Raw genomic sequence first — 12,414 nt, forward strand, 5'->3', positions numbered from 1 at the left:
GGAAGAACGGTGGCAACCGGGAAGCTGATGAAGGAGTTTACCCGTATGCCGAAGTTGAAGCTTGAGTTGATTGCATGACAAGCCGTGTACTGATCGTGGAAGACGAAATCATCGTAGCCACGGAAATCGAAGATATCGTTGCCGAGATGGGGCACGAGCCGATCGGTATCGCTGCAGATCAACGCGGCGCTCTCGCGCTCGCATCAAAGGCCGACATTGCCCTGGTCGATCTCAACCTGCGGGACGGCCCGAGCGGCATTGGCATCGGAAAGATCCTGGCCCAGACGCACGGCGTGACGGTCATTTTCATGACGGCAAATCCCTCCCAACTCGGGGACGGCGTTTCGGGCACTGTCGGCGTGCTCCCCAAGCCGGCGACCGAGCGGGATATCCGCGAAGTAATCGACTTCGCTGTCGCCAGGCAACGCCGGGGACAGCGCCCGGCGCCCCGTCGGCTTCGGTTGTTCGATTGGACCGGTAAAGGTCCCAATATGGCGGTATAATCTCTAGGAAGTGGTCGCCGCGCGCAGCCGCGTGGAGCGGATGAGGGACTCGGCGGGAACCTCGACCATCACTTCCAATCCCTCGGCCTTCCAGCGACGCTCGACCTTGCCGCGCATCTGCCCCTCAACGGAAAGTCCCACGAGGCGCGTGCCGAAACCCGTATTTTCCGCCGGCATGTCAATCGGCGGTCCGTCGATTTCGCGCCAGACGAGCCTATAAATCTCGCCAGACTCTTCGCCACTGATCTCGACGCGCCCACCTTCGGTGGAGAGCGCCCCGTACTTGGCAGCGTTTGTGGCGAGTTCGTGGAACAGCAGCGCCAAGGGAGTGGCTGCTGCATCATCAACCACCGTGTCCTGCCCGGTGAACACAACGCGCTGTTGGCTCGCATCCTCGTTGTAGGGGCGCATGAGCCGCTGGATCAGCGCGGACAGCTTTCGAGTGTCCTCGTCAGTGGAACTGAGGTTGGTGTGCGGCCGAACGAAGTCGTGCGCTTCGCCCAGAGCATGAATGCGCTGCCGCAACTGGTCCGCGAACGGCTTCGCCTCCGGATTGCTGCGCGCAGACAGCGAAATGATCCCCGTCAGCACGGCAAAGATATTCTTGATGCGGTGGCTGAGTTCTTGAGCCACCAGTTCGCGCTCCTGCGCAGACTGACGGGATTCGTGAATGTCGGTGCACGTGCCGATCCAACGCACGATCGTGCCCGAAACGTCCCGGATCGGCAGAGCGCGACCGAGGGTCCAACGGTAGCGGCCGGAGTGGTGGCGCAGGCGGTATTCGATCTCGTACGGCTCGCCGGTGGCCAGACTGTCGCGCCAGACTGCCCAAGCCCTCTCCTGGTCGTCGGGGTGGAAAATCGCGTTCCAGGCCGCCCCGTCAGTCGTGCCAACCGGCACGCCGGTGAACTCGTACCAGCGCGCGTTGTAGTAGTCGTGATAGCCGTCAGGAAGCGTCGACCAGATCATCTGCGGCATGGTGTCCGCCAAGGTCCTGAACCGCAGTTCACTCTCGGCCAGTGCTTCAGCGATCCGCTTCTGCTCGCTGACGTCCATTACCACGCCAGGGAATCGAACCGGTGCCCCTTCGCCGTTGAACCGAACCCGGCCGGAAGCGACGATCCAGTGGACGGTGCCGTCGGTGGAAACGACGCGATACTCGGAATGATAGTCTCCGCGGCTCTGCAGTGCGGCCTCTATCTCGGAGCGGACCCTTTCTGCATCATCCGGATGGATGGCAGCGATGAACTCTTCGACAGGCACGCCAACTCCGGCTCGAAGCGGATCCAGCCCGTAAAGCCTGGCGAAGCGGTCATCGGCAGTGACGCGATTTTCGACCACGTCCCAATCCCATGTGCCAACCAGCGAGGAGCCGCCGAGGGCGAGCGACAACCGTTCTTCGCTGCGGGCCAATGCCTTTTCGGCCGTGACACGGTCGGTGATATCGATAACCACGCACACGCTGCCCATCGGCTCACCAGCATCGTCGAGCATGGGGCTGTAGTGGAGGTCAAGCCAGACAGGTTCGGGCGCGCCGTGCCGGTTGAGATGCAGTTCCTGGCGGAGGAGCGTCAGTCCTTCGCCGCGCATGCCCCGCTCAATGTTGGAGCGATTGAAGTCGGCAATTTCAGGCCACGCCTGCTCAGCCGGCAAGCCGAAGATGTGAGGATGGCGGGGGCCCGCGAACTCGGCGTAGCCCTGATTGTAGATGAGGATGCCTTGCTCACCCACCAGCATGGCCATGGGGGTGCTTGCGACCATCATCAGGCGGACAGCGCCCTTGAGACTTTCCGGCCAGCCCGGAACAGGTCCCAGCGGTGTGGCGCCCCAATCATGAGCGTTGAAAAGCTTGAGGGTTTGATCCCGCTCCAGACGGTCTCGCGTTTCTGGGGAGGCCAGGGGGAATAGGGACCGGGGCATTTCCTGCTCTTGGTGGCTCTCGCATAAAGGCGCAATGCCTGAACGCAACGCCATGTCCCATAACGCGTGTTATTCGCAGGAGTTCAACCGGCGGATTGGCATTTATTCGCCGGCCGCGCGCTGTTCCCGCGGCGGTTTTTGTGCATGCACTTCCTCTGCCACGAGGAAGGCAAGTTCCAGCGCCTGGCTCGCGTTGAGGCGCGGGTCGCAATAGGTGTGATAGCGGTCCGAAAGCGAGGCCTCGGTGACGGCGGATACGCCGCCGACGCACTCAGTTACGTCGTCACCGGTCATCTCGATGTGGACACCGCCGGCATAGGTGCCCATTTCGCGGTGGACATCGAAGAAATTCTTCACCTCGGAGAGGACGCGATCAAACGGCCGCGTCTTGAACCCCGTCGACGCCTTGATGGTGTTGCCGTGCATCGGATCACAGCACCAGACCACGGTGCGGCCGGCCCTTTGCACCGTCTCGACAAGACGCGGCAGATGCTCGTGCACCTTGTCGGCACCGAAGCGGCAGATGAGGGTGATGCGACCGGCCTCATCGGTGGGGTTGAGCCTGTCGAGCAGGCGCAGCAGGTCGTCGCTCGAGAGGCTCGGGCCGCACTTGAGCCCGATGGGATTGTTGATGCCGGCGAAGTACTCGACATGGGCCCCATCTGGCTGACGGGTGCGGTCCCCTATCCAGAGCATGTGTCCAGAGGTGGCGTACCAATTGTTCGAGATGGAGTCCCGGCGGGTGAGCGCCTGCTCGTAACCGAGCAGCAGCGCCTCATGACTGGTGTAGAAGCTGGTCTGCTTGAGCGCGGGCGTATTTTCCGGAGTCAGACCGAGGGCGCCCATGAAAGTGATGGCTTCGTCGATCTTGCGCGCCACTTCCTCGTAGCGTGCATTCCAGTTTGAGCCTTTCATGAAGCCCATCGTCCACTCGTGAATGCGGGTGAGCTCTGCGTAACCACCGCTCGAAAAGGCGCGCAGGAGGTTGAGCGTGGCGGCGGACTGACGATAGGCCTGCAGCATCCGATCCGGATTGGGGACGCGCGAGGATTCGGTAAAGGCGATGTCGTTGATGATGTCGCCGCGGTAGCTCGGCAGTTCCACGCCATCGATGGTTTCGGTGTCGGCGGAGCGCGGCTTGGCGAACTGACCGGCAACGCGGCCGACCTTCACCACCGGCTTTGACGCACCGTGCGTCAGCACCAGCGCCATCTGCAGGAAGACGCGGAAGAAATCGCGGATATGATCGGCGCCATGTTCGGCAAAGCTTTCGGCGCAGTCCCCACCCTGGAGCAGGAACGCCTCTCCGCGCGCCACCGCCGCCAGCCGCTGCTTCAACTCTCGCGCTTCGCCGGCAAAGACCAGCGGCGGGAACGTCGCCAATTGGCGCTCGGCCTCTTCGAGAGCAACAGGGTCGGGGTATGCCGGCACTTGCAGGATCGGCTTGTCGCGCCAGGAACTGGGGGTCCAATCGGTCATCGTCGCCTCGCTGCAGCTGCGCACATCACGCCTGCGGGCGATCTAGCAAGTCCACCCTGCCCTGCCAAGACAAAAGGGTCAGACCCTCTTGCAATCGCGATAGGAATAGCTGGGGGATTTGAACGTCACCAGCTCTTCGCCGGCGGAAGGATGAAGCGCCATCGTCCGATCCAGATCCTTCTTGCTCGCCCCCATGCTCATGGCGATGGCTGCCATCTGGATCATCTCGGCAGCGCCCGGCCCGAGAATGTGGATACCCAGCACCTTGCCCTCGTCCTTCTCGGTGATGAGCTTGATGATCATGCGCTCCGTGCGGTCGGACAGCGTGTTGATCATGGGTCGGAAGCGGGCGACGTAGACGTCGATGTCGCCATGCGTGGACGCTTCCGCCTCTGTCAGGCCGACGGTTCCGATCTCGGGATCAGAGAAAACGGCCGTCGGGATCAGGGAATGATCGACGGCGAGCGGGTTGTTGTTGAACACCGTCTCAGCAAAATACCAGCCTTCCCTGATGGCCACCGGGGTCAACTGCGCGCGCCCTGTCACGTCGCCCACGGCATAGATGGACGGCACGGAGGACTGGGAATACTGGTCGACCGCGATTGCTCCGGTTTCATCGACCTTCACTCCCGCAGTTTCCAAACCCAGGCCGCCGATATTCGGCCGCCTGCCCGTGGCGAACATGACCGCTCCGAAGGGTGCGCTGACCCCATCGCTGAATGTGGCCAAGATGTCCTCGCCTGATCTTTCGAGGCGAGTGAGGTTGGTCTGGTAGATGATCCGGATGCCACGCTCGATCAACCCGGCCTCAAGGCCTCGGCGCATGTCCTCATCGAAGCCGCGCAGGATGCAGTCGCCGCGATAGATGATGGCGGTGTTGACGCCCAGACCGGCAAAGATGGTCGCGAACTCGACGGCAACATAGCCTCCTCCTTCGATCAGGATCGAATGCGGCAGGGCCGGAAGGTCGAAGGCCTCGTTCGAGGTAATGCCCAGTTCGGCACCCGGGATGTCCGGAATGAATGGATGACCGCCGGTGGCGATCAGCAGATATTTCGACGTCAGCTCGCGTCCGTCCGACTGAAGCCTGAGGCTGTGCGGGCTGGTGACTACCGCGCGATCCTTGATGATTTCGACGCCGGGCTTCTCCAGATTGGCCGTATAGCCATGCTCGAGCCGCGTGATTTCCTTTTCCTTGGCCGCGACGAGCGTTGGCCAATCGAAGCTGGCATCCACCTGCCAGCCGAAACTGGAGGCGACATCGAACTGGTCACGAAAACGGCTGGCATAGACATAAAGCTTCTTGGGCACGCAGCCGCGGATCACGCAGGTGCCACCGACCCGGAATTCCTCGATGATCGCGACCTTGGCGCCATAGGTGGCGGCCATGCGGGCAGCGCGCACGCCGCCGGACCCGGCGCCGATCACCAGGAGATCATAATCGTAATCCATGCCTGCCCCCATTCGACAGCGCCGCCGCACCGCCACCCATCGTTAATCGCCGATGAATATGGTGAGGGGCGTAGATAAAAAAAGACCCCGCCTTGGCGGGGTCCGTAAAACAAGCCACAGGCCTGCTTAGATTTCAACGCCTTGCGCGCGCAGCTCAGCCCGAACCTTGGCGAAGAACTCGCGCTTGAGGTTGTTGGTGAACACCTGCATCACGCGCTGCAAATCGGTGTTGAGCTCGGAATTGGCCGAGGCCAGCTTTTGCCCTGTCGGGGAGGAGTAGAAATCGACAATCTGCTGCAGCTCTTCCATGGAGAAGCGCGTAGCATAGACGCGCGCGAACTGATCGAGCAGTTCGCCCTTCTGGCCCTTATACCCCTCGATCACCTTCGTAATGGCGTCGTTGGTCTTGTCCATTATTTCAGGATTTTGCTGAACGATCTGCCGCATCGTCTCGATGCCGGTCTCAACGATCGTGGTTTCATAAATCGCCGAGCGGTCGGTCAAATCGACGTATTTGCGCGCCATTGCCAAGGCCTCGGGCGCCACTTCCTGCGCATAGGCCGGGACGGACAAACCGATGAAACCCATGGTCAGTGCCGCAGCGATTACAGTTCTCGCGCCGCGCACAAGATTTGCCTTCTTCCAAAATGCCATAGTGTGCCGATCCAAGATTGGTCAGTTGTTCTTGAGCAGACGTTCTACGCCATTTGGCGTGGCTATATAAGCCTTGCTGCACATCCCCAGAAAAAGTCCATGCTGCACGACGCCCGGTATGTCCAGCAGATCCTTCGACAGCGCTTCTGGCTGCGAAATGCGGCCAAAAAAAGCATCCAGGATCAGGTGGCCGCCATCGGTGACGAAAGCCTGCCCCGTTTCTTCGCCACGCAACCGCAATTCGCCCTGCGCGCCATGCCGGTCAAGGACGCGCCGAACCGCCCGCCGCGTCGCGCCCAAACCGAAGCGATTGACTTCCACGGGCAGCGGAAAGCGCCCCAGCGCTGGCACGACCTTAGACGCATCGGCAATGACGATCATCTCGGCCGAGGCCGCGGCCACGATCTTTTCGCGCAACAAGGCGCCGCCGCCTCCCTTGATGAGGTTGAGCGCCGGGTCAATCTCGTCAGCGCCGTCGACCGTCAGGTCCAAGCGATCGAGTGTGTCGAGATCGCTCAGCGGAATACCGTTGGAACGGGCTTGCTCGGCCGTAACCTCCGACGTGGGGACACACAGGACATCGAAGCCATTGCGGACCTTCTCGCCCAGAAGGTCGACAAAGTGCCAGGCCGTGGAGCCGGTCCCCAGGCCGAGCCGCATGCCGCTCCTCACTTCGCCGAGAGCCTTGGCGGCGGCCGCTCGCTTGAGCTCGTCAGCATTGGTCATGGCATATCCCCCGTTGAGAGGCGTGTGCCGCTTGGCCGGAAGAGAGTCAAGCATTCGCGCAGGCCGCACCAGTGGCCGAAACAACTTCGACTGTGGCTGGGGCGCAACAGAATTTGGCAAAGCCAGCAGTAATGTGGCGAAATGGCGACGACGTTCACTTCTCGTGAATCTTCATTGCTCATAAATAGCGTGAGCACAGCGCCGAGTCGGGGCGGCACTTCAGAGGCATTTGGAACGCATGAACAGGTTGAAATTCGCAGCGGCGATCGGTTTGTCCTTGTTAATGTTGGCGACAGCGGTGATGCCGAGCGCCGCAGCGCGCGTCTACAATCCGGACACCAATGTCTGGGAAGAAGCCACCGCGGTGGCGACTCGCAGCCGTGGCGTCAGCCCCATCAAGAAGCAGATCGTCGACTACGCCGGCAACTACAGACCCGGCACGATCGTCATCGAAACGGGCGAACGCCGTCTGTACCTCGTCCTCGAGGGCGGCAAGGCCTTGAAGTATGGCATCGGCGTCGGGCGCGAGGGCTTTACCTGGTCTGGCTCCAACCGCATCACCCGCAAGGCGGAGTGGCCAGGCTGGACACCGCCTGCCCAGATGCGCAAGCGCGTGCCGGATTTGCCGGCCTACATGGAAGGCGGCCCCAACAATCCGCTCGGCGCCCGCGCCCTCTATATCGGGTCGACGCTCTACCGCGTGCACGGCACGTCCGAGCCCTGGTCGATCGGCCAGGCAGTGTCGTCGGGCTGCATCCGTCTCACCAACGAAGACGTCATCGACCTTTACGACCGCGTGCAGGTCGGCGCCCGGATCATCGTCAACCGCTGATCGGTGTGTCGCGTCCTGGATTCAAGGCCGCCGCAAGGCGGTCTTTTCGTTTGCCCCGCCTTTGCAGAGAACGTTGTCCCGGCTAGACTGACACTATGCCCACAGCTGCCGCCACAGACCGCCCGCTGATCGACCGCTTCGGCCGACGGATCAGCTATCTGCGCATCTCCGTCACCGACCGGTGCGATTTCCGCTGTGTCTACTGCATGGCCGAAGACATGACCTTCCTGCCGAAGAAGGACGTGCTGAGCTTCGAGGAGGTGGAAACCATCGCCTCGGCCTTCATCGCACGCGGGACCACCCGTATCCGCCTCACCGGGGGGGAGCCGCTGGTGCGCCGCGATATCATGGACCTGGTCGAAACGATGGGACGGAGGATCGGCCACGGGCTCGATGAGTTGACACTCACAACGAATGGTAGTCAGCTTTCACGGCATGCAGAAGGCCTCTTCGTCTCTGGCGTTCGCCGGATCAACGTTTCCCTCGATACGCTGGACAGGAACCGTTTTGCAGCCATCACGCGCCGCGACAGGCTGGCCGACGTTCTGGCAGGCATAGACGCAGCACAGGCCGCAGGTCTGGCGGTCAAGATCAACATGGTCGCCATGCGGGGCGTCAACGACGATGAGATAGAAGGCATGATGGCCTGGGCTCATGGCCGCGGTATGGGTCTGACCCTGATCGAGGGGATGCCGCTGGGCGAGGTGGGGATAGACCGCGTGGAGAGCTACCTGCCCCTGCGGGAACTCCATGCGTCACTTTCGAAACGCTATACCTTTTCCCCAATGGCCAAGACCACGGGCGGTCCCGCGCGCTATGTGCACGTCGCAGAGACTGGGGGCACGCTGGGCTTCATCACGCCCATGAGTCACAATTTCTGCGAAAGCTGCAATCGGGTGCGACTAACCGCAACCGGTCAGCTCTTCCTGTGTCTCGGCCAAGACGATCAGGTGAACCTACGCGATGCACTTCGCGATGGTGGCGTTGCCGCGCTCGATGGCGCGCTCGATCACGCCATGGCCATCAAGCCCAAGGGGCATGACTTCATCCTGGACAGGGACCACGCCGCGCCGGCCGTTGCCCGGCACATGAGCGTGACGGGCGGCTGATCAGTTGCGCCCCTCGGCGCGCTCAGCCAGTTCCACCAGGATCCCGTCTCCGTCACGCACAAAGGCCACCCGCTTCAGCATCTCGCGATTGATGGCATCGCGCGGCTTTTCCACGATTTCGACACCGGCATCGACCAGCCGCTGAAAAACGGCGTCGATATCGTCGAACGCGAAGGTCAGGTGTCGCATACCTGCCTCGTGCGGCGGCACATCCCGGAAGCGGCCGATTTCCTGTGCCTTGGGCGCGAAAACCTCGAGCATGCCCGCGCCGGTATCGAAGAAAGCCATCTCGCCAAATTCCGTCTGGCGCCGCAAGGCCAGGGTCAGACCGAGCAACTCGCAATAGAAATGGATGGTCCGGTCGAGGTCGCCGGAGGTCATGCCGACATGTTCAAAGCCGCGCAGCATTACTTGTCGTCATCCACTACAATGGCAAAATCGAGCGGCAGCGCCGTCGTGTATTTGATCTGGCCCATGGCAAAAGCGGAACTGACGTCGGTCAGATTGATTTTGCTGATCAGCCGTTTGTAGAACGTGTCATAGGCGCCGATATCAGGCACCACCACGCGCATCAGATAGTCCACGTCGCCGCTCATCCGGTAGAATTCCACCACCTCGGGAAACTCCTCGATCACTCCGGAGAATTTCCGCATCCACGCGTCGTTGTGCTCGTTGGTCTTGACCGAGACGAAGACCGTGACGCCGACATTGACCTTGTTCGGATCGAGCACGGCGACGCGGCGCTGGATCACGCCATCCTCTTCCATTTTCTGAATACGCCGCCAGCACGGCGTGGTCGAAAGCCCGACCTTGCGGCCGATTTCCGCCACCGGCATCGTCGCATCCTTTTGCAGGAGCGTCAGAATTTTGCGGTCGATCTTGTCCAGAGCCATCACAGCCTCGCGAAATCAGATTTTGTCCGCGCCCGATTATTGCCCCCAAGCGCGGCTCCTGACTGCCACATCAGGCTGTTCGGCGCAATAAAATTGCCGAGCCCGATTTTGGGCACGGGCGGTAGGAAGCGGTTAACCATACCCGTTTGCCCACCGTTAACCACGGCCACCCTAATGTCCGAACGCAAGCGTAGCGATTGTGTTTTCTTTCGCATTGTTGAGTAACGAGTAAAAGTCCCATGCCGCTGACGGCCACCGATGCCGATGTCCGCGACCGTTCGGGACGCGACGGGAAACGCACCGCACAAAAGGCGGTGCTCGACGCCCGCCAGCGCCTGACCTCCAGTTCCGGTACACGTGCAGATTTCGATTTCGAGCTGCTGACCGACTACGCCAACACAAGGCGTGGCGCGGCGCTGCCCATGGCATCGATTGTGGCCATTCTTGCAGTCGTCGCCAGCTTCTGGGTCCCGGTCCTTTTTTCGGCCCTTTGGGCGGGCATCGTCATAGCCTGCCTCTTGGTCGTTGTCCTTCTCGCGCAGCGGTTCAAGCACGCCGATCCGGCCAAGTTCAACGCCGCCAGCTGGACCACGACCTTTGTCGCCGGTGAAGCGGTTTACGGCCTGGCTCTTTCATCGCTCGCCCTTTTTTCCCTGGTGGCCAATCCTGAGGACCTGACCCCCGTCATGTTCGCCATGGTGCTGGTCAGCATCGCCACCAACGCCATCGCGACGCATACCCTTCCTGCGGCGACCCTGATGAGCACCCTGCCCATCACCGCCACTGTCACGGTCACGCTGCTGGCTCTGGGCGGGACGGTGAACTATACGCTCGCCGCCGTTGCCGTGTGTGGCGAGGTCTTCTTCCTCTATCTCGCACGCCAATTGCACAGTTCCGACCTCGATACGGTGACCCACCAGGCCGAGAAGGACACCCTCATCGCCGAGCTCGAGGAAGCGCGGCACATGTCGGACGAGGCGCGGCGCCACGCAGAGCAGGCCAATATCGCCAAGAGCCAGTTCCTGGCCACGATGAGCCATGAGCTGCGCACCCCTCTCAATGCCATCATCGGCTTCTCGGAGGTTCTTAAAGCGGAACTTCTGGGACCGCATCAGGTGCCGCAGTACAAGGAATATGCCGCGGACATCCACGCTTCGGGGCAGCACCTCCTGACGCTGATCAACGAACTGCTCGACCTCAGCCGCATCGAGGCAGGCAAGTATGAGTTGAACGAAGAAGCGGTCGCGCTGGTCGATGTCGCCAGCGATTGCCGGCGCATGATGGAATTGCGCGCCAAGTCCAAGGGCATCGACCTTGTCTTCAGCTATGGCGACAACCTGCCCAAGATCTGGGGCGACGAGCGCGCCATCCGCCAAGTCATGCTCAACCTTCTGTCCAACGCCATCAAGTTCACGCCGCAGAACGGCAAGGTCACTCTCGTCGTGCAGCGCAGCGGCGATGGCGGCCAGCTGATCTCCGTCACCGACAACGGCCCCGGCATCCCCGAAAGCGAGATCGAGACCGTGCTTTCATCGTTCGGCCAGGGTTCGCTGGCGCAAAAGACCGCGGAACAGGGTGCCGGTCTCGGCCTCCCAATCGTCCAGAAGATCATGGACCTGCACCAGGGCCGCTTCGACCTCTTCTCCAAGCTCCGCTTCGGTACGGAAGTGATCGCTACCTTCCCGCGGGCGCGCGTGATGGACGCGCTTGCCCCGGTGGTCGAAAAGCGCAGCCGCCTCGAGATCTATTCGGAAGCCGGCTAAGCGACGATCTGCCGGTGCAGCCCGCCTATCAGGCAGATTTTCCGCTGACGGCCGCGCTTTCGAACGTCGCCATGTTGGTGTGAAGGTGCAGGGCGGTCTTGGCCATCACTGCCGCGAGTGCCGCACCGCTCCCCTCACCCAGGCGCATTCCCAGGTCGAGCAGGGCTGTCCTCCCCATGTGGGCAAGCGCCTTGGCGTGTGCGCCCTCCGCCGAGACGTGGGCGAAAAGGCAGTGATCGATGGCGCGGGGATTGACGGCATGGGCCACGGCCGCTGCAGCCGTTGCCACATAGCCGTCCACGATCACCGGAACCTTCTGGTGCCGAGCCGCCACCAGCGCGCCGAGCATCGCAGCAATTTCCCGCCCTCCCAGCCGCGCAAGGATGGCGAGTGGATGGTCGAGGTGACCGGCGTGGTACGCAAACGCCTCATCTACGGCAGCAGCTTTGCGCGCGAGCCCGGCATCATCGACACCGGTGCCACGGCCAACCCAGTCGACGCCGGTGCCGCCGAACAGCGCTGCATAGAGCGCAGCGGCAATTGTCGTATTGCCGATGCCCATTTCGCCAAGACAGATGAGATCGGGCTTTCCGGCTACCGCTTCCATGCCGTAGGCGATGGTGGCGGCGCACATCTGATCGTCCAGAGCGGCTTCTCGGGTGATGTCGCCCGTGGGCAGTTCGAGCGCCAGCTCGAACACCCGGAGGTTTATCTCGTGCAGAGCGCAGATCTGCGAGATCGCCGCTCCCCCGTTGGTGAAGTTGGCCACCATCTGCGCTGTCACCTCGCGAGGGAAGGCGGAGACGCCCTGGTCAGTGACGCCGTGGTTGCCGGCAAAGATCGTTACCATGGGATTGTCGAGACGCGGCGTGCTACGGTGCTGCCATCGCGCGAGAAACTCGACCAGCTCTTCCAGCCGCCCAAGCGACCCCGGCGGCTTGGTCAGTTGCGCATCGTGTGCCCGGACAGCCACAACGGCCGACTCATCTCCCTCTGGCACCGCCGTCAGGAGTTCAACGATATCGGAGAAGGCGGGGCTGAGGGCGGGCATGGCAGGTCCGGCACGATGTGTTAGGAAGGTGC

General features: G+C 62.0%; 12 protein-coding genes. 4 read left to right on the forward strand and 8 right to left on the reverse strand.

Going from position 1 to position 12,414, the window contains the following annotated elements; genetic code table 11:
* Positions 1 to 74: 74 nt before the first annotated feature.
* Entirely contained in the window at positions 75 to 503 is a 429-nt protein-coding gene (locus IC608_RS07360) for a response regulator (RefSeq protein ID WP_191774091.1), read from the forward strand.
* A 3-nt stretch (positions 504 to 506) separates the two neighbouring features.
* Here the strand turns inward: IC608_RS07360 and IC608_RS07365 are convergent, their stop codons facing one another.
* The 5 genes from IC608_RS07365 to rpiA form a co-directional block, all read right to left on the reverse strand.
* The gene (locus IC608_RS07365) at positions 507 to 2,423 is read right to left on the reverse strand and encodes a PAS domain-containing sensor histidine kinase (protein WP_210316272.1); all 1,917 of its coding nucleotides are present in this window, start codon (positions 2,421 to 2,423) and stop codon (positions 507 to 509) included.
* 102 nt (positions 2,424 to 2,525) lie between these two features.
* Positions 2,526 to 3,902: a class II 3-deoxy-7-phosphoheptulonate synthase gene (locus IC608_RS07370; RefSeq protein WP_191774093.1), complete on the reverse strand. Its 1,377-nt coding sequence runs from the start codon at positions 3,900 to 3,902 to the stop codon at positions 2,526 to 2,528.
* Positions 3,903 to 3,980: 78 nt separating this feature from the next.
* Positions 3,981 to 5,354, reverse strand: coding sequence for a glutathione-disulfide reductase (gene gor / locus IC608_RS07375; RefSeq protein WP_191774095.1), 1,374 nt, complete (start codon positions 5,352 to 5,354; stop codon positions 3,981 to 3,983).
* Positions 5,355 to 5,480: 126 nt separating this feature from the next.
* Entirely contained in the window at positions 5,481 to 6,008 is a 528-nt protein-coding gene (locus IC608_RS07380) for a DUF2059 domain-containing protein (protein ID WP_191774096.1), read from the reverse strand.
* A gap of 21 nt (positions 6,009 to 6,029) precedes the next feature.
* The gene (gene rpiA / locus IC608_RS07385; protein WP_191774097.1) at positions 6,030 to 6,734 is read right to left on the reverse strand and encodes a ribose-5-phosphate isomerase RpiA; all 705 of its coding nucleotides are present in this window, start codon (positions 6,732 to 6,734) and stop codon (positions 6,030 to 6,032) included.
* A 301-nt stretch (positions 6,735 to 7,035) separates the two neighbouring features.
* Here rpiA and IC608_RS07390 point away from each other — a divergent pair, with 301 nt between their 5' ends.
* Positions 7,036 to 7,566 (forward strand): L,D-transpeptidase, encoded by a 531-nt coding sequence (locus tag IC608_RS07390; protein ID WP_248306263.1) that lies wholly within the window; start codon positions 7,036 to 7,038, stop codon positions 7,564 to 7,566.
* A 95-nt stretch (positions 7,567 to 7,661) separates the two neighbouring features.
* On the forward strand, positions 7,662 to 8,675 hold the full coding sequence (moaA, locus tag IC608_RS07395; protein ID WP_191774099.1) for a GTP 3',8-cyclase MoaA: 1,014 nt from the start codon (positions 7,662 to 7,664) through the stop codon (positions 8,673 to 8,675).
* On the opposite strand, the gene IC608_RS07400 is transcribed toward moaA, so the two are convergent.
* A complete protein-coding gene (locus tag IC608_RS07400; RefSeq protein WP_191774100.1) occupies positions 8,676 to 9,083 on the reverse strand; it encodes a VOC family protein in 408 nt (135 codons plus the stop codon).
* Positions 9,083 to 9,562 carry an Lrp/AsnC family transcriptional regulator gene (locus tag IC608_RS07405; protein ID WP_191775397.1) on the reverse strand — a complete coding sequence of 160 codons (480 nt, stop codon included), beginning with the start codon at positions 9,560 to 9,562 and terminating at the stop codon, positions 9,083 to 9,085. Before IC608_RS07405 ends, IC608_RS07400 begins: the two co-directional genes overlap by 1 nt.
* 245 nt (positions 9,563 to 9,807) lie before the next feature.
* Here IC608_RS07405 and IC608_RS07410 point away from each other — a divergent pair, with 245 nt between their 5' ends.
* Complete coding sequence (locus tag IC608_RS07410) at positions 9,808 to 11,331, forward strand: sensor histidine kinase (RefSeq protein WP_191774101.1); 1,524 nt, start codon at positions 9,808 to 9,810, stop codon at positions 11,329 to 11,331.
* A 28-nt stretch (positions 11,332 to 11,359) separates the two neighbouring features.
* On the opposite strand, the gene cobT is transcribed toward IC608_RS07410, so the two are convergent.
* Positions 11,360 to 12,382 carry a nicotinate-nucleotide--dimethylbenzimidazole phosphoribosyltransferase gene (cobT, locus tag IC608_RS07415; protein ID WP_191774103.1) on the reverse strand — a complete coding sequence of 341 codons (1,023 nt, stop codon included), beginning with the start codon at positions 12,380 to 12,382 and terminating at the stop codon, positions 11,360 to 11,362.
* Between the last annotated feature and the right edge of the window lie 32 nt (positions 12,383 to 12,414).

Origin of the sequence: Devosia oryzisoli (genome assembly GCF_014837245.1) — a bacterium.
In the GTDB taxonomy this organism is placed as follows: domain Bacteria; phylum Pseudomonadota; class Alphaproteobacteria; order Rhizobiales; family Devosiaceae; genus Devosia; species Devosia oryzisoli.